The following is a 16,996-nucleotide window of genomic DNA, read 5'->3' as shown; positions in this document are numbered from 1 at the left end:
GGCGCAATTAGGGCTTAGACAATATGGACGTAATACGTTTTCTGATTGATTTCATCCTGCACATTGATGTTCACCTGGCGGAGCTGGTCGCGCAGTACGGCGTCTGGGTATACGCCATTCTGTTCCTCATTCTGTTCTGTGAAACCGGCCTTGTGGTTACGCCGTTCCTGCCGGGAGATTCACTGCTGTTCGTGGCGGGCGCGTTATCCGCGCTGCCAACGAATGACCTGAATGTCCATCTGATGGTCGTCCTGATGATCATCGCCGCGATTATTGGTGATGCGGTCAACTACACTATCGGGCGGGTGTTTGGCGAGCGGTTGTTCAGTAATCCGGACTCGAAGATTTTCCGCCGCAGTTATTTAGATAAGACCCATGCGTTCTATGAGCGCCATGGCGGTAAAACCATTATCCTTGCCCGTTTTGTGCCTATTGTGCGCACATTTGCACCGTTTGTGGCGGGAATGGGTCACATGTCCTATCGTCATTTTGCCATGTACAACGTGGTGGGCGCGCTGCTGTGGGTACTGCTGTTTACCTATGCGGGCTACCTGTTTGGCGATCTGCCGGTGGTTCAGGAAAACCTTAAGTTACTGATTGTAGCGATTATTGTGCTTTCCGTTCTGCCGGGTGTGATCGAAATTATTCGTCACAAACGCGCGGCGGCAAAACAAGCGAAGTAAATGCACGCTGGCGGTTCGACCACTTTTTTATCCAAAGTTTCGGGCTGTTATGTTTTAATGTGCAACATTCATGGTCTGTTGGAGGCAAAAATGGCATTATTCGCCTCTTACAGCAAAACTGGCATACGACCAGGTTCAGGCAGAAAGGTTATCAATGAGCTGGATTGAACGAATTAAAAGCAACATTACCCCAACGCGTAAAGCGAGCATTCCTGAAGGGGTATGGACGAAGTGTGATAGCTGCGGCCAGGTTCTGTATCGCGCAGAGCTGGAACGCAATCTTGAGGTGTGTCCGAAGTGTGACCACCATATGCGTATGTCGGCGCGCAACCGCCTGCATAGCCTGCTGGACGAAGGTTCTCTGGTAGAACTGGGCAGCGAACTGGAGCCAAAAGATGTGCTTAAGTTCCGCGACTCCAAAAAATACAAAGATCGTCTGGCCTCTGCACAGAAAGAGACCGGCGAGAAAGACGCGCTGATCGTCATGAAAGGCACCCTGCATGAGATGCCGGTGGTTGCCGCCGCGTTTGAGTTCGCCTTTATGGGCGGCTCAATGGGCTCTGTGGTTGGTGCGCGTTTCGTGCGTGCCGTTGAGCAGGCGCTGGAAGACAACTGCCCGCTGATCTGCTTCTCTGCCTCCGGTGGCGCACGAATGCAGGAAGCGCTGATGTCCCTGATGCAGATGGCGAAAACCTCTGCCGCGCTGGCGAAAATGCAGGAGCGCGGTCTGCCGTACATCTCGGTACTGACCGACCCAACCATGGGCGGCGTTTCTGCAAGCTTCGCGATGCTGGGCGACCTGAACATCGCTGAGCCAAAAGCGCTGATCGGCTTTGCCGGTCCTCGCGTTATCGAGCAGACCGTACGTGAGAAACTGCCGCCGGGCTTCCAGCGCAGTGAGTTCCTCATTGAGAAGGGTGCTATCGACATGATCGTCCGCCGCCCGGAGATGCGCCTCAAACTGGCAAGCGTCCTGGCGAAGCTGATGAATTTGCCGTCGCCGAGCCCGGACGAGCCGCGCGAAGGCGTGGTGGTACCGGATCAGGAACCCGAGGCCTGATAACTGAAAAGGGCAGGGCCAAATGGCGCTGCCCTTTTGCTTTCTAAACCGTTAATGACAACCGGGCATCATGGAAAATAAAAGCATTCCTCAAGCCACGTCGCCCCTGGCCGCGTGGCTTTCTTATCTGGAAAACCTGCACAGTAAAACTATCGACATGGGCCTTGAGCGCGTAAGCCAGGTTGCCGCGCGCCTTGACGTGCTGAAACCTGCGCCTTTCGTGTTTACCGTGGCTGGCACTAACGGTAAAGGCACCACCTGCCGCACGCTGGAATCTGTCCTGATGGCAGCCGGTTATAAGGTAGGCGTTTACAGCTCGCCGCATCTGGTGCGCTACACCGAGCGGGTGCGGGTGCAAAACACCGAGCTGGCCGAATCGGCCCATACGGCGTCGTTTGCCGCTATCGAAGCCGCGCGCGGCGATACCTCATTAACCTATTTCGAATACGGCACCCTGTCGGCGCTGTGGCTGTTTAAGCAGGCGCAGCTGGACGTGGTGATCCTGGAAGTGGGTCTGGGTGGACGTCTGGATGCCACAAATATGGTAGATGCGGATGTCGCCGTCGTCACCAGCATCGCGCTGGATCACACCGACTGGCTGGGGCCCGACCGCGAAAGCATTGGCCGTGAGAAGGCCGGTATTTTCCGGGCCAATAAGCCTGCCCTGGTTGGCGAACCGGACATGCCACATACCATCGCTGAGGTAGCTAAAGAGAAGGGCGCTCGTCTGCTGCGTCGCGGCGTGGACTGGCAGTATGAGGTGCAGGACAACGGCTGGCGCTTCAGCGATGCGCAGGGCGTGCTGGAGAATCTGCCGCTGCCGCAGGTGCCACAGCCTAACGCGGCGACTGCGCTGGCAGCCCTGCGCGCCAGCGGGTTAGCGGTGAGCGAGCAGGCAATCCGCGATGGCATTCAGAACGCACTGCTGCCGGGACGTTTTCAGATTGTGAGTGAGTCACCGCGTCTGATTCTGGATGTTGCACATAACCCGCATGCGGCGGCGTACCTCGCAGGACGTCTCAAATCGTTACCAAAAACCGGGCGCGTGCTGGCGGTTATCGGTATGCTTCATGATAAAGATATCGGCGGCACGCTGGCCTGCATGGAGAGTGTGGTCGATAGCTGGTATTGTGCTCCTCTGGAAGGGCCGCGCGGCGCGACTGCTGAGCAGTTGATGGAACATCTCGGCAAAGGCGAAATCTACAGCAGTGTGGTTTCGGCCTGGCGTGCCGCGATGGCGGAGGCTAAACCAGAAGATACCGTGCTGGTGTGTGGGTCATTCCACACGGTGGCACATGTCATGGAAGTGATGGACGCGGGGAGAACCGGTGGCGAGTAAGTTTCAGAACCGTTTAACAGGAACCATTGTGCTGGTCGCGCTCGGGGTGATTATTCTCCCGGGATTGCTCGACGGGCAAAAAAAGCATTACCAGGATGAATTTGCGGCCATTCCGCTGGTACCCAAACCGGGCGATCGCGACGAGCCCGATATGCTGCCAGCGGCAACGCAGGCGCTGCCAGCCCAGCCGCCTGAAGGCGCAGCGGAAGAGGTGCGCGCAGGTGATGCAGCCGCGCCGTCTCTTGACCCGTCGCGTCTGGCGACGAACAATAACATCGAGATTGATCCGGTGCCGGTAGAACAGCCTAAGCCTGTTGAGAAGCCGAAACCGGTGGAGAAGCCGCAGCCGAAACCGCAGCGGGATAAAGCGGCCGAGCAACTGGCAGCCGCTTCAGAAACGCCACCGCCGGCGAAACAGGACGCGGCCCCTACCGGCAAAGCCTATGTCGTTCAGCTCGGTGCATTGAAAAATGCAGATAAGGTCAATGAGATTGTGAGTAAACTGCGCGGCGCGGGATACCGTGTTTATACTTCACCCACCACGCCGGTACAGGGTAAAATTACCCGTATCCTCGTGGGGCCGGATGCGTCTAAAGATAAGCTCAAAGGTTCGCTTGGCGAGCTGAAGCAAATCTCCGGCCTGAGCGGTGTGGTGATGAACTTCAGCGCAAACTGATAAGGCTCCCCTCACCCCGGCCCTCTCCCCAAAGGGGAGAGGGTGCAAATAATTCCCTCTCCCCTTTGGGGAGAGGGTTAGGGTGAGGGGGAGAAAGCAGACGTCCACAGAGACGTCAGGCGGAGGGGCGTTGAGCATTTTTTCAGCGCCTTTTTTATTTACGCGTGGGAAGGAAATCCCTACGCAAACGTTTTCTTTTTCTGTTAGAATTCGCCCCGAACTGGATGACAGGGCGTTTAATCGTGGGACACATATGGTCTGGATTGATTACGCCATCATTGCGGTGATTGGTTTTTCCTGTCTGGTTAGCCTGATCCGTGGCTTTGTTCGTGAAGCGTTATCGCTGGTAACCTGGGGTTGTGCTTTCTTTGTTGCCAGTCATTACTACACTTACCTGTCTGTCTGGTTCACGGGCTTTGAAGATGAACTGGTCCGAAACGGAATCGCCATCGCGGTACTGTTTATCGCGACGCTGATTGTCGGCGCTATCGTCAATTACGTGATAGGTCAGCTGGTCGAGAAAACCGGTCTGTCAGGAACGGACAGGGTGCTCGGCATCTGTTTCGGCGCGTTGCGAGGCGTGCTGATTGTGGCCGCGATCCTGTTCTTTCTGGATACCTTTACCGGGTTCTCCAAAAGTGAAGACTGGCAAAAATCGCAGCTCATTCCGGAGTTCAGCTTCATCATCAGATGGTTCTTTGACTATCTGCAAAGCTCGTCGAGTTTCTTGCCCAGGGCATAAACCCTGAGATGTGGCTTAACGAGGAAAAGACGAATGTGCGGTATTGTCGGTATCGCCGGTTTCATGCCGGTAAACCAGTCGATTTATGACGCGTTAACGGTGCTTCAGCACCGTGGGCAGGATGCTGCGGGTATCATCACCATTGATGCAAACAACTGCTTCCGTTTACGCAAGGCGAACGGCCTGGTAAACGATGTGTTTGAAGCCCGCCATATGCAGCGTCTGCAAGGTAATATGGGGATCGGTCACGTTCGTTATCCTACTGCTGGCAGTTCCAGCGCCTCTGAGGCTCAGCCTTTTTACGTTAACTCCCCGTATGGCATCACGCTTGCCCACAATGGCAATCTGACCAATGCCCACGAGCTGCGTAAAAAGCTGTTTGAAGAGAAACGTCGCCACATTAATACCACCTCTGATTCTGAAATCCTGCTCAATATCTTTGCCAGCGAGCTGGATAACTTCCGCCATTATCCGCTGGAAGCAGACAACATTTTTGCCGCCGTTGCCGCGACTAATCGCCAGATCCGTGGCGCGTACGCTTGCGTGGCGATGATTATCGGTCACGGCATGGTGGCCTTCCGCGATCCAAATGGCATTCGCCCGCTGGTGCTCGGCAAACGTGACCTCGGCGATGGCCGTTCCGAGTACATGGTTGCCTCCGAAAGCGTGGCGCTGGACACGCTGGGCTTCGAATTCCTGCGTGATGTCGCGCCAGGCGAAGCGGTCTACATCACCGAGAAGGGCCAGCTGTTTACCCGCCAGTGCGCCGACAATCCGGTGAGCAACCCGTGCCTGTTCGAATACGTTTACTTCGCGCGTCCGGACTCGTTCATCGACAAAATTTCCGTTTACAGCGCGCGCGTCAACATGGGGACGAAGCTGGGCGAGAAGATTGCCCGCGAGTGGGACGATCTCGACATCGACGTCGTGATCCCAATCCCTGAAACCTCCTGTGATATCGCGCTGGAAATTGCCCGTATTCTGGACAAGCCGTACCGTCAGGGCTTCGTGAAAAACCGCTACGTTGGCCGCACCTTTATCATGCCGGGCCAGCAGCTGCGTCGTAAGTCCGTACGTCGTAAGCTGAACGCTAACCGTGCCGAGTTCCGCGACAAGAACGTGCTGCTGGTGGACGACTCCATTGTGCGCGGCACGACGTCTGAGCAGATCATCGAGATGGCGCGTGAGGCCGGGGCGAAGAAAGTATATCTCGCCTCCGCAGCGCCGGAAATTCGCTTCCCGAACGTGTATGGCATTGATATGCCAACCGCTAATGAGCTGATTGCGCATGGCCGTGAAGTGGATGAGATTCGCCAGATCATCGGGGCCGACGGCCTGATTTTCCAGGATCTGAACGATCTGATCGATGCGGTGCGCGCCGAGAACCCGGATATTCAGCAGTTCGAATGCTCGGTATTCAATGGGATCTACGTGACAAAAGACGTAGACCAGCAGTATCTCGACTACCTTGATTCTCTGCGTAACGACGATGCGAAAGCCGTCCAGCTGCAAAACGATCTCGAAAGCTTAGAGATGCACAACGAAGGTTGATGCTCCGGCAAGTGAGGGGGCTCGCCCTCACTTGCAACTCCCCGTAAAATCCTGCACAGTCAGCCCTGAAATCAGCAAGGGCAAAAATCATGAAACGACTCATTGTAGGGATCAGCGGTGCCAGCGGCGCGATTTATGGCGTCCGGCTGTTACAGGTGCTGCGTGACGTTGCTGGCGTAGAAACCCATCTGGTGATGAGCCAGGCGGCGCGTCAGACCCTCTCTCTTGAAACCGATCTCTCTCTGCGCGACGTTCAGGCGCTGGCTGATGTTGTCCACGATGCCCGCGATATCGCCGCCAGCATCTCTTCGGGCTCGTTTAAAACGGCCGGCATGGTTATTTTGCCCTGTTCGATTAAAACCCTCTCCGGTATCGTAAACAGCTATACCGACACGCTGGTGACGCGTGCGGCGGACGTGGTGCTGAAAGAGCGTCGTCCTCTGGTGCTCTGCGTGCGGGAAACGCCGCTGCACCTGGGACATCTGCGTTTAATGACGCAGGCAGCCGAACTGGGAGCTGTGATAATGCCGCCGGTCCCCGCGTTCTATCATCGTCCGCAAACGCTGGACGATGTCATCAACCAGACCGTTAACCGCGTGCTGGATCAGTTCGATATAGACCTGCCGGAAGATCTCTTTACCCGCTGGCAGGGGGCGTGAAGCTGTGCACAAACAAGGTGCATGAAATGACTGTTTGCCCTGTTTCAGGGCAAAACTGCAACCGCGATCATATCCTCGACATTTAATTCGCTTTTTCCCTTTTTCTCTTTCCGGTTCGTTCGGCAGACCTGCTATCTTTCACCATTAAGGCAGTATCGCAACGTTTTATTAACATATTTAACGTCGTAGTTTTAACCCGACGACAATGTGGCATAAGACCTGCAAGAGCAGCCTGCAACACAACACACAACATAAACCATAATAAAATCACGGTTCTTGAGGGTAAATGTATGAAGAAGACGGTTCTGGCTCTGTCTTTGCTCGTGGGCTTGAGTGCAGCAGCAAGTAGCTATGCAGCGCTACCACAGACAGTTCGTATCGGTACAGACGCAACCTACGCGCCATTCTCCTCCAAGGATGCGAAAGGCGACTTCGTGGGGTTTGATATCGATCTGGGAAATGAGATGTGCAAACGCATGGAAGTGAAATGCACATGGGTGGGCAGTGACTTTGACGCGCTGATCCCGTCGCTGAAAGCCAAGAAAATTGATGCCATTATCTCTTCTCTCTCCATCACGGAAAAACGTCAGCAGGAGATCGCCTTCTCAGAGAAGCTCTACGCTGCCGACTCACGTTTGATTGCCGCGAAAGGCTCGCCAATCCAGCCGACCATCGACTCGCTGAAAGGCAAACATGTTGGCGTGCTTCAGGGCTCGACCCAGGAAGGTTACGCCAATGCTAACTGGCGCGAGAAAGGCGTCGATGTGGTCGCTTACCAGAACCAGGATCTGATCTACTCTGACCTGGCGGCAGGCCGTCTGGATGCCGCGTTTCAGGATGAAGTCGCCGCGAGCGAAGGCTTCCTGAAACAGCCTGCGGGTAAAGAGTACGCCTTTGCCGGCCCGTCGGTGAAAGACAAAAAATACTTTGGCGACGGCACCGGTATTGGCCTGCGTAAGGATGATACCGAGCTGAAAGCCGCCTTCGACAAAGCGTTTAATGAGCTTCGTAAAGACGGTACCTACGACAAACTGGCGAAGAAATACTTTGATTTCAACGTCTACGGTGATTAATACCTGAATGAGATGCACTGATGTGGTGCATCTTTAGGGGAAGTGTTCCAGTATGGTGCAAGCAATGCACCATATTGGACCGCCGTGTGCATAGTTAAGCATTTTAAATGCAAAAATTCCCGTTCAGAGGCATTAATCTTTGCCTGAGTGAGGGGATTAATGGCACATTAACGGCACCCCGTAGTCGTAAAATCTCGTATTTAGACAGTTTGTTGAGGACAGATATGAAAAAACTGGTGTTGTCACTTTCTCTGGTACTGGCCTTTTCCAGCGCCACCGCAGCATTCGCAGCCATTCCGCAGAAAATTCGTATTGGGACTGACCCAACCTACGCGCCTTTCGAATCGAAAAATGCGAAGGGGGAACTGGTCGGTTTTGACATCGATCTGGCTAACGAGCTGTGCAAACGCATTAAAGCGCAATGTACCTACGTTGAAAACCCGCTGGACGCGCTAATCCCGTCCCTGAAAGCGAAAAAAATTGACGTGATCATGTCCTCCCTGTCTATCACCGAAAAACGTCAGCAGGAGATTGCCTTCACGGACAAACTCTACGCGGCTGACTCACGTCTGGTGGTGGCGAAATCCTCTGACATTCAGCCAACCCTTGAATCTCTGAAGGGCAAACGCGTGGGCGTGTTGCAGGGTACGACGCAGGAAACCTACGGTAACGAGCACTGGGCGCCAAAGGGGATTGAAATTGTCTCTTACCAGGGTCAGGAAAACATCTACGCAGACCTGACGGCAGGCCGTATTGACGCGGCATTCCAGGATGAAGTGGCGGCAAGCGAAGGCTTCCTGAAACAGCCTGTGGGTAAAGATTACAAGTTCGGCGGTCCGTCCATTAAGGACGAAAAACTCTTTGGCGTTGGCACCGGTATGGGCCTGCGGAAAGAAGACAACGAACTGCGTGAAGCCCTGAACAAAGCGTTCGCCGAGATGCGCGCGGACGGCACCTACGACAAGCTGGCGAAAAAGTACTTCGATTTTAATGTTTACGGCGGCTAATCGCCCCGTCTGATAACGTGCGGCCCCTCCCGTTGCGGGAGGGGAAAAGACACGGTTCTACCACTCACGAGACGACAGGGCACGCGGTATGCTGTACGGATTTTCTGGCGTTATTTTACAGGGCGCGCTTGTCACCCTTGAGCTGGCTATCAGCTCCGTGGTGCTGGCGGTGCTGATAGGCCTGGCGGGCGCGGGGGCAAAGTTATCCGCCAACAGACCGCTGGCGCTGATATTTGAAGGCTATACCACGCTGATTCGCGGCGTGCCTGACCTGGTGCTGATGCTGCTGATCTTTTATGGCCTGCAAATCGCACTTAACGGCGTCACGGATGCCATCGGCATGGATCAGATCGATATCGACCCGATGGTGGCCGGTATTATTACCCTTGGTTTTATCTACGGTGCTTATTTCACTGAGACCTTTCGCGGCGCTTACATGGCCGTGCCGAAAGGGCACATTGAAGCGGCGACCGCCTACGGTTTTACCTCCTCACAAACGTTTCGCCGGATCATGTTCCCGGCCATGATGCGCTACGCGCTGCCGGGCATCGGTAACAACTGGCAGGTTATTCTCAAGGCAACGGCGCTGGTCTCCCTGCTGGGTCTGGAAGATGTGGTGAAGGCCACGCAGCTGGCGGGTAAAAGCACCTGGGAACCGTTCTATTTTGCGGTAGTCTGCGGCGTAATCTATCTGGTCTTTACGACCGTCTCCAATGGTGTGCTGCTTCTGCTCGAACGTCGCTACTCCGTGGGTGTGAAGAGGGCTGACCTGTGATTGAGATTATTCAGGAGTACTGGAAATCCCTGCTGTGGACGGATGGCTACCGCTTTACTGGCGTGGCGATCACGCTGTGGCTGCTGATCTCCTCGGTGGTCATGGGCGGCATTCTGGCGGTGTTCCTCGCCATTGGCCGCGTGTCGAACAATAAATTTATCCAGTTTCCGATCTGGCTGTTCACCTACGTGTTTCGCGGTACGCCGCTGTACGTGCAACTGCTGGTGTTCTATTCCGGAATGTACACGCTGGAGATCGTGAAAGGCACCGAGATGCTGAACGCGTTCTTCCGCAGCGGTCTGAACTGTACGGTGCTGGCGCTGACCCTTAATACCTGCGCCTATACCACCGAAATCTTCGCCGGGGCCATTCGTTCCGTGCCGCACGGTGAGATTGAGGCGGCGCGTGCGTACGGCTTCTCCTCCGTGAAGCTCTATCGCTGTATTATTTTGCCTTCAGCGCTGCGCATTGCGCTGCCGGCGTACAGCAACGAAGTGATTTTAATGCTGCATTCGACGGCACTGGCGTTTACCGCCACGGTGCCGGATCTGTTAAAGATTGCCCGCGATATTAACTCTGCCACCTACCAGCCGTTTACGGCGTTTGGCATTGCGGCAGTGCTCTATTTGATCATTTCTTACGTCCTGATCAGCCTGTTCCGTAAGGCTGAAAAACGCTGGTTGCAGCATATAAAACCGTCGACGCACTGAGAATTTATGATGGCTGAGAACAAATTAAACGTAATTGATTTGCACAAGCGCTACGGCGAACATGAAGTGCTGAAAGGGGTGTCGCTGGAGGCTAATGCGGGCGACGTGATCAGTATTATCGGCTCATCAGGTTCGGGTAAAAGTACCTTCCTGCGCTGCATCAACTTCCTCGAAAAGCCGAGCGAAGGATCGATTGTGGTGAGCGGACAGAACATCAACATGGTCCGTGATAAAGACGGTCAGCTTAAAGTGGCGGATAAAAACCAGCTGCGCCTGCTGCGTACGCGTCTGACAATGGTATTCCAGCACTTCAATCTCTGGAGCCACATGACGGTGCTGGAGAACGTGATGGAAGCGCCGGTTCAGGTGCTCGGCTTAAGCAAGCAGGAAGCCCGCGAGCGTGCGGTCAAATACCTGGCGAAAGTGGGTATCGACGAGCGGCAGCAGATCAAATATCCGGTGCACCTGTCAGGGGGACAGCAGCAGCGTGTTTCCATCGCCCGCGCGCTGGCGATGGAGCCGGAAGTATTGCTGTTTGACGAACCGACTTCCGCGCTGGACCCGGAACTCGTTGGCGAAGTGCTGCGCATCATGCAGAAGCTGGCGGAAGAGGGCAAAACGATGGTGGTGGTGACGCACGAGATGGGCTTCGCCCGTAACGTTTCTAACCACGTTATCTTCCTGCATCAGGGCAAGATTGAGGAGCAGGGGCATCCGGACGAAGTGCTGGCGAACCCGCAAAGCCCGCGTTTGCAGCAGTTCCTGAAAGGCTCGTTGAAGTAGGTTTGGCCTTTCTCCCTCTCCCTGTGGGAGAGGGCCGGGGTGAGGGCATCAGCCCCAGAGCCGCCCAATTGCCCGGTGGCGCTTCGCTTTCCGGGCCTACAAAAACCGTAGGCCGGGCAAACGCAGTGTCGCCCGGCATTCAGACCGCACCACACTCCAGCCGATACACCCAGTCGTCATACCGTACGCCGTTAATCTCGTACGCCTTCTCCAGTACCTGTGTGCGCACAAAACCTGCTTTCTCAAGAACCCGCACCGACCCGCCATTATCCGCCAGCACGTACGCGTTAAGCGCCTTCACGTCCGTCTGGTTAAATGCATACTCACACACCGCGCGCAGCGCCTCGCTGGCAATGCCTTTTCCCTGCGCGTCAGGCACAACCGTGTAGCCAATATCCGCCTCTTCACGGTTCGCCGCACTGATTTGCAGGCCGATATCCCCGAGCGGCGTAACGTCGTTATGCAGACGGATCACAAAGACATGCTCCGCCATCAGGCGCGCGGCAAATACGCGGCGCGTCTCTTTTTCAGGCATGATAGCGGCCATATAGCGCATGATGTTGGGGTCTTCGCGCAGAGAGCGAAAGAACGCCCAGTCAGAAGGTTCGAAAGGGGTGAGGTGAAGCCGGGTTGTGGTGATGGTTGCCATAGTTACGCCATATCATCCAGAGATGGCGTATAACTCTAACATATTCACTGCACCACATCCCCCAGCGCCTCTTCCAGGTCATACCAGCGGAACGTAAATCCGGCCGCTTCCAGCCGTTTTGGCAGCGCGCGCTGGCCGCCCAGCACCAGCACCGAAGATTCGCCCATCAACAGCCGAATCGCCGTCGCAGGCACGCGCAGTACCGCCGGGCGATGCAGGGCATGACCCAGGGCGTGAGCAAACTGTTCATTACGTACGGGGTAGGGAGATACCATGTTAAACGGCCCGCGCAGGTCGTTATCCAGCAGCCAGAGAATACCGTTGACCATATCGTCGATATGGATCCACGCCAGATACTGACGACCGTTGCCGATGGGCCCGCCAAGCCCCATTTTAAACGGCGGCAACATTTTACCGAGAATACCGCCTTTCGGAGCAAGCACCACGCCGGTGCGCAGCAGGCAGACGCGGGTGTTATCGCTCTGCGCCCCGCAGGCAATGCGCTCCCACTGGGCGCAGAGTTTATGGGTAAACTCGTTGTGCGGCGGCTCTTCTTCGGTCACCACCACTTCACCGAGATCGCCATAATAGCCTGTTGCAGAGCCGGAAATCAGCACCGAGGGCGGCATATCGCTGTTTCGAATCAGCTCAACCAGCTTTTCAGTCATGTTCCAGCGGCTGCTGCATAAACGCTGTTTTTGCTCTTCGGTCCAGCGTTTATCAGCGATAGGCTCGCCTGCGAGGTTGATGACGGCGTCAAAGCCGTTCAGATCCTGCCGTTCCGCCAGGCCTTTCCAGATCTCAACGCCGGTGCCCAGCACCTGGCGCGCTTTCTCCGGGCTGCGCGTGACCACGGTAATGTCGTGATGCAACGCCTGCAAACGTGGAATGAGATGGCGACCAATCAGCCCCGTACCGCCGGTGAGCAGGATCTTCATACAACCTCCAGGTTTACGCCTGGCGCTGCCAGCTTAACGTCATGGAGACGGAGTCGGCGTAGCGCAGGGCGTGAAGTTTATCGATCTCCACTTCAGCATAAGTGACCCAGTGGTGTTCGCGTGCGATGTCGAGCACATCCTGAGTTAATTTTTCCAGTAGCGCAAAACGGTTGTTCTCAACGTACTGGATGATGCTTTTGGTGATCGTGCGATAGTTCAGCGCGTCATTGATGTCTTCGCTGGCGCGCGCCTTGTCTGCCGGGTAATGGATCACGACATTCACCACGATATCCTGGCGATTCGCGATCTCTTCCTCTTTGATACCAATGAATGTGCGTAAGCGAAGGTTTTTTATACGAATAATAGCGTCATGCTGGGACATTGCAGGTCTTCTCCGTGTCAGTATTTTTACCTCATCATACATGAGGAGAACACCTGCACCCAACGGGGCACAGGCTCAAATCTGATGGATTTTTTGCATGGCGCGTTCGGTTGCCGGGCGGGTCCGGATGCGCTCAAACCAGTTGTTAACCGCCGGATAAGTGGCCAGGTCGATCCGGTGGCGTTCATGGGTGTTGATCCACGGCCAGCAGGCGATATCTGCGATGCTGTAATGCTCACCTCCCAGCCACGGTGATTTTTCCAGCCGACGGTTCAGTACCCCGTACAGGCGCTGGGTTTCGACCTGATATCGCTCAATGGCGTAAGGGATCGTCTGCGGCGCATAGGCGGTAAAGTGATGATTCTGCCCCAGCATCGGCCCCAGGCCGCTCGACTGCCAGAATAACCATTGCAGCGTGTGATGACGCTCGCGCAACTCCCCGCTCAGGAGCTTGCCGGTTTTCTCTGCCAAATAAAGCAAAATCTCTCCGGACTCAAACAGGCTTAACGGTTTGCCCCCGTCAGAAGGCAGGTTATCAATGATGGCCGGAATTTTATTGTTGGGCGAGATGGCCAGAAAAACGGGGCGGAACTGATCGCCTTTGCTGATATCCACGCGAATGATCCGGTAGTCCAGTTCGGCTTCTTCAAGAAAGAGGGTGATCTTATGGCCATTAGGGGTGGGGGCATAATAGAGATCTATCATTCTCAACTCCTGTCAGTGCGAATAGTGTTGCCATGAAAAATCAGTATAGGTGCTTGTTGTAAATCGTGAGTTTTCATCAAGTGACAGCGAGGCAAAGAGATTATATGTTGAGTGAAAACCGATCAGCCGATGAGGATGTTATGAGCCAGCCTGTAATAACGTTGTGGTCCGATGCGAACTTTTTTTCTCCTTATGTCATGAGCGTTTATGTGGCGCTGGCAGAAAAGGGGCTAACTTTTAGTCTGAAAACCGTTGACCTGGACAGCGGCGAACATCTAAAGCCTCAGTGGCAGGGCTACGCGCTCACCCGCCGTGTCCCTGTGCTGGAGATTGACGGTTTTGAGTTGAGTGAATCCTCAGCGATTGACGAGTACCTTGAAGACCGCTTTGCCCCACCAGAGTGGGAACGCATCTATCCTCACGATCTGCAAAAGCGCGCCCGCGCCCGCCAGATCCAGGCGTGGCTGCGTAGCGACCTGGTGCCGATTCGCACAGAACGCTCCACGGACGTGGTGTTCGCTGGCGTCAAAAAGCCCGCCCTCAGTGAGGAAGGCTTATCCAGCGCCCGGAAGCTGATTGAAACGGCGTCATCGCTGCTGGCGCAGGGTAACCCCAACCTGTTTGGCGAGTGGTGTATTGCCGACACCGATCTGGCGCTGATGCTCAATCGCCTTATCCTCAACGGCGATGACGTCCCACAGCTACTGGTGGATTACGCCACCTTCCAGTGGCAACGCGCGTCGGTACAGCGCTATCTGGCACTCTCTGCTAAGCGCGCGGGCTGATAAGACGGGGCGCTTGAGGTATGATAGGGGCAGTCTGAATTCCCGAGGAGTAACTGATGAAACTGATGTTTGCGTCGGATATTCATGGATCGCTGCCCGCGACCGAACGCGTGCTTTCTCTGTTCGTCCAAAGCGGGGCGCAATGGCTGGTGATCCTGGGCGATGTGTTAAACCACGGCCCACGCAATGCGTTGCCGGAAGGCTATGCTCCCGCGCAGGTGGCGGAAAAACTTAATCATTTTGCCTCGCGCATTATCGCCGTTCGCGGCAACTGCGACAGCGAAGTTGACCAGATGCTGCTGCAATTTCCCATCACCGCTCCCTGGCAACAGGTGTTGATGGAAAACAGCCGTTTGTTCCTGACCCACGGGCACCTGTTCGGCCCGGATAACCTGCCGTCACTCGCCGCTGGCGATGTCCTGGTTTATGGTCATACTCATATTCCGGTGGCGGAAAAACGCGGGGCGTTTTACCACTTTAACCCCGGGTCTGTCAGCATTCCTAAAGGCGGTAACCCGGCAAGCTACGGCATGTATGAAGACGGGACATTAAGCGTTATCGCACTTAATGATCAGCAAGTTATTGCGCAGATAGCGATTAATCCGTAAGTTACACCACAACTGCAAACGCGCCGAAAGAGCGCTTAGACGAGAAGGTTTCCCGATGGTGGAGCAGAATCATTTGGCAAGTACTGAGTGGGTTGACATTGTCAGCGAAGAGAATGAAGTGATCGCGCAGGCCAGCCGCGAACAAATGCGTGCGGAGCGTCTGCGTCACCGCGCGACGTACATCGTTGTTCATGACGGCATGGGCAAGATTCTGGTCCAGCGTCGCACTGACACCAAAGATTTTCTTCCTGGTATGCTAGATGCCACAGCGGGTGGCGTCGTGCAGGCCGATGAAGTATTGCTGGATTCCGCGCGTCGTGAAGCGGAAGAAGAGTTAGGTATCGCTGGCGTGCCGTTTGCCGAGCACGGACAGTTTTATTTCGAAGATGAGCATTGTCGCGTCTGGGGCGGGCTGTTTAGCTGCGTTTCCCACGGACCTTTCGCCTTGCAGGAAGAGGAAGTGAGCGAAGTGTGCTGGATGACGCCGGAAGAGATCACCGCGCGTTGCGACGAATTCACGCCGGATTCCCTTAAAGCACTGGCGCTGTGGATGACCCGCAACGCCAAAAACGAATCCGCTAAACCGGAAAATAAGGCGGAAAAAGAGGAAGAGGCTGAGTAAGCCTTAACAGCTTTCCCGCAAACACAGGCTGGACGCGATGGGTTTATGGTCGCGCCAGTCTCCGTCATTCAGACGTTCCAGTAACGCTTTCCCGGCTTCAATCCCAATCTTGCGATGCGGTACTGCCATCGTCGTCAGCGGCGGCTGACAGACGCGGCTGACGTCGCTGTCGCCAAAGCCCACGACCGCTAAATCGTCCGGCACCTTGATGCGCCGACGCTGGCACTCATATAGCGCGCCGCAGGCCAGTTCATCCGATACGCACACCAGCGCATCCAGCTCCGGCCACGCCAGCAGAAACTCCGGCAATTGTGCCGCACCGGTGGAAAAGCTCGGCGGCATGGCGGCATTAATCACTCTGTTTGGCGACAGGTGGTGGCGCAGCATCGCCTTGTACCAGCCCTGCAAATGCTGCTGAAAAATCCACTGCTCCTGGTTAGCGCACAGCAGGCCGATATTCTGGTAGCCGCGCTGAATCACCATTTCGGTAAGTTCATACATGGCGGCGACGTTATCAATCCCGATATTCATATCAATAGGATCGGCACGCATTGCACCCATTTCCATCACCGGGATAGAGGCGTTTTTTAGCCAGTGTCGCACGGTATCGGAGTGCTCGACGCTGAGCAGTATCGCCGCGGCGATGTTCGAGGCCAGCAGCGTTTCAAGCAGTTTCTCTTCCTGTTCAAGACGATGCTGAGATTCCGCCAGCATGATCTGATATCCGGCTGGCTGGAGCACCTGCTGTAGCCCGGCGAACATCTCGGAACAGCCAGCTTCGGAAAGATTGGGTACAACCATCGCAATCGTCCATGACGATGCCGATGCCAGTGCGCTGGCGGCAAGATTGGGCATGTAACCCAGCTCCTGCACCGCGGCTTCAATTTTTTCACGCAGTTTATCGGAAACCTGTTCGGGCGTGCGGAGGGCACGGGATACAGTCATCGTGCCTACGCCGGCAAGCTGCGCGACATCCGCGAGCGTTACTTTTCCGGTACTGCGCCGTTTTCGGGTTAAAGACATACATCTTCCTGCTGACAGGACGCGATTTAGTTTCATCCTTCATTTTACGTGACAGGCAGTATACGCCTTAAATCCCTTTTTTTGCTGTGATTTCGCACCAGGATAGCAATTTGATAGCGCTATCACAGTTCTGCATGTTAGTCGTTGGTAGCGCTATCTTTGTGATCGCGATCGCAGTCATTAATTGATGGGTTGAATAGAGTTTGCCCATGTCTGGTCTTTAGCG

Annotated in this window: 20 protein-coding genes; 15 read left to right on the top strand and 5 right to left on the bottom strand. The window is 55.2% G+C overall.

What is annotated here, in order from left to right:
* The first annotated feature begins 23 nt into the window (after window positions 1-23).
* From ACOTXC_RS07350 to hisP, 12 genes are all read left to right on the top strand, one after another.
* Window positions 24-683, top strand: a complete 660-nt coding sequence (locus tag ACOTXC_RS07350) for a DedA family protein (RefSeq protein WP_006811410.1) — start codon at window positions 24-26, stop codon at window positions 681-683.
* Between the two features lie 154 nt (window positions 684-837).
* Window positions 838-1,743: an acetyl-CoA carboxylase, carboxyltransferase subunit beta gene (gene accD, locus ACOTXC_RS07345; RefSeq protein ID WP_022648854.1), complete on the top strand. Its 906-nt coding sequence runs from the start codon at window positions 838-840 to the stop codon at window positions 1,741-1,743.
* Between the two features lie 70 nt (window positions 1,744-1,813).
* Complete coding sequence (gene folC, locus ACOTXC_RS07340; RefSeq protein ID WP_421767530.1) at window positions 1,814-3,082, top strand: bifunctional tetrahydrofolate synthase/dihydrofolate synthase; 1,269 nt, start codon at window positions 1,814-1,816, stop codon at window positions 3,080-3,082.
* Window positions 3,072-3,758 (top strand): cell division protein DedD, encoded by a 687-nt coding sequence (gene dedD, locus ACOTXC_RS07335; RefSeq protein ID WP_063150327.1) that lies wholly within the window; start codon window positions 3,072-3,074, stop codon window positions 3,756-3,758. The genes folC and dedD overlap by 11 nt, the downstream gene beginning before the upstream one ends.
* Window positions 3,759-4,011: 253 nt before the next feature.
* Window positions 4,012-4,500, top strand: coding sequence for a colicin V production protein (gene cvpA / locus ACOTXC_RS07330; RefSeq protein WP_000262116.1), 489 nt, complete (start codon window positions 4,012-4,014; stop codon window positions 4,498-4,500).
* Window positions 4,501-4,533: 33 nt separating this feature from the next.
* Window positions 4,534-6,051 carry an amidophosphoribosyltransferase gene (purF, locus tag ACOTXC_RS07325; RefSeq protein WP_008502595.1) on the top strand — a complete coding sequence of 506 codons (1,518 nt, stop codon included), beginning with the start codon at window positions 4,534-4,536 and terminating at the stop codon, window positions 6,049-6,051.
* An 89-nt stretch (window positions 6,052-6,140) separates the two neighbouring features.
* Window positions 6,141-6,710 carry a UbiX family flavin prenyltransferase gene (locus tag ACOTXC_RS07320; RefSeq protein ID WP_015572254.1) on the top strand — a complete coding sequence of 190 codons (570 nt, stop codon included), beginning with the start codon at window positions 6,141-6,143 and terminating at the stop codon, window positions 6,708-6,710.
* A gap of 290 nt (window positions 6,711-7,000) precedes the next feature.
* Window positions 7,001-7,783 (top strand): lysine/arginine/ornithine ABC transporter substrate-binding protein ArgT, encoded by a 783-nt coding sequence (gene argT / locus ACOTXC_RS07315; RefSeq protein ID WP_015572255.1) that lies wholly within the window; start codon window positions 7,001-7,003, stop codon window positions 7,781-7,783.
* 224 nt (window positions 7,784-8,007) lie between these two features.
* The gene (gene hisJ, locus ACOTXC_RS07310; RefSeq protein WP_003861421.1) at window positions 8,008-8,790 is read left to right on the top strand and encodes a histidine ABC transporter substrate-binding protein HisJ; all 783 of its coding nucleotides are present in this window, start codon (window positions 8,008-8,010) and stop codon (window positions 8,788-8,790) included.
* Window positions 8,791-8,878: 88 nt separating this feature from the next.
* Window positions 8,879-9,565 (top strand): histidine ABC transporter permease HisQ, encoded by a 687-nt coding sequence (locus ACOTXC_RS07305; protein WP_006811404.1) that lies wholly within the window; start codon window positions 8,879-8,881, stop codon window positions 9,563-9,565.
* On the top strand, window positions 9,562-10,275 hold the full coding sequence (locus ACOTXC_RS07300) for an ABC transporter permease (RefSeq protein ID WP_003861424.1): 714 nt from the start codon (window positions 9,562-9,564) through the stop codon (window positions 10,273-10,275). Before ACOTXC_RS07305 ends, ACOTXC_RS07300 begins: the two co-directional genes overlap by 4 nt.
* A 9-nt stretch (window positions 10,276-10,284) precedes the next feature.
* Complete coding sequence (gene hisP / locus ACOTXC_RS07295) at window positions 10,285-11,058, top strand: histidine ABC transporter ATP-binding protein HisP (protein WP_003861426.1); 774 nt, start codon at window positions 10,285-10,287, stop codon at window positions 11,056-11,058.
* Window positions 11,059-11,197: 139 nt separating this feature from the next.
* On the opposite strand, the gene ACOTXC_RS07290 is transcribed toward hisP, so the two are convergent.
* From ACOTXC_RS07290 to yfcG, 4 genes are all read right to left on the bottom strand, one after another.
* A complete protein-coding gene (locus ACOTXC_RS07290; RefSeq protein ID WP_421767529.1) occupies window positions 11,198-11,707 on the bottom strand; it encodes a GNAT family N-acetyltransferase in 510 nt (169 codons plus the stop codon).
* Window positions 11,708-11,751: 44 nt separating this feature from the next.
* Window positions 11,752-12,645, bottom strand: coding sequence for a TIGR01777 family oxidoreductase (locus ACOTXC_RS07285; RefSeq protein ID WP_276349404.1), 894 nt, complete (start codon window positions 12,643-12,645; stop codon window positions 11,752-11,754).
* 13 nt (window positions 12,646-12,658) lie between these two features.
* Window positions 12,659-13,027 carry a dihydroneopterin triphosphate 2'-epimerase gene (gene folX, locus ACOTXC_RS07280; protein ID WP_003861432.1) on the bottom strand — a complete coding sequence of 123 codons (369 nt, stop codon included), beginning with the start codon at window positions 13,025-13,027 and terminating at the stop codon, window positions 12,659-12,661.
* A gap of 75 nt (window positions 13,028-13,102) precedes the next feature.
* Window positions 13,103-13,732, bottom strand: a complete 630-nt coding sequence (yfcG, locus tag ACOTXC_RS07275; protein WP_022648841.1) for a GSH-dependent disulfide bond oxidoreductase — start codon at window positions 13,730-13,732, stop codon at window positions 13,103-13,105.
* Between the two features lie 140 nt (window positions 13,733-13,872).
* Here yfcG and yfcF point away from each other — a divergent pair, with 140 nt between their 5' ends.
* Genes yfcF through yfcD form a run of 3 tightly spaced genes read left to right on the top strand, consistent with a single transcriptional unit; the run spans window position 13,873 to window position 15,747 of the window.
* The gene (gene yfcF, locus ACOTXC_RS07270; protein WP_017692996.1) at window positions 13,873-14,517 is read left to right on the top strand and encodes a glutathione transferase; all 645 of its coding nucleotides are present in this window, start codon (window positions 13,873-13,875) and stop codon (window positions 14,515-14,517) included.
* Window positions 14,518-14,573: 56 nt separating this feature from the next.
* Complete coding sequence (yfcE, locus tag ACOTXC_RS07265) at window positions 14,574-15,125, top strand: phosphodiesterase (protein ID WP_045621141.1); 552 nt, start codon at window positions 14,574-14,576, stop codon at window positions 15,123-15,125.
* A gap of 55 nt (window positions 15,126-15,180) precedes the next feature.
* Window positions 15,181-15,747 carry an NUDIX hydrolase YfcD gene (gene yfcD / locus ACOTXC_RS07260; protein ID WP_006811396.1) on the top strand — a complete coding sequence of 189 codons (567 nt, stop codon included), beginning with the start codon at window positions 15,181-15,183 and terminating at the stop codon, window positions 15,745-15,747.
* Window positions 15,748-15,750: 3 nt separating this feature from the next.
* Here yfcD and ACOTXC_RS07255 read toward each other — a convergent pair whose 3' ends face one another.
* A complete protein-coding gene (locus ACOTXC_RS07255; RefSeq protein WP_023300631.1) occupies window positions 15,751-16,770 on the bottom strand; it encodes a LacI family DNA-binding transcriptional regulator in 1,020 nt (339 codons plus the stop codon).
* Window positions 16,771-16,996 lie beyond the last annotated feature (226 nt).

The sequence above is a fragment of the Enterobacter cloacae complex sp. IR5428 genome (assembly GCF_049238585.1).
GTDB lineage: Bacteria > Pseudomonadota > Gammaproteobacteria > Enterobacterales > Enterobacteriaceae > Enterobacter > Enterobacter intestinihominis.
The sequence above is the reverse complement of the archived record's forward strand: the minus strand, read 5'-3'. Positions and strand labels throughout refer to the sequence as shown.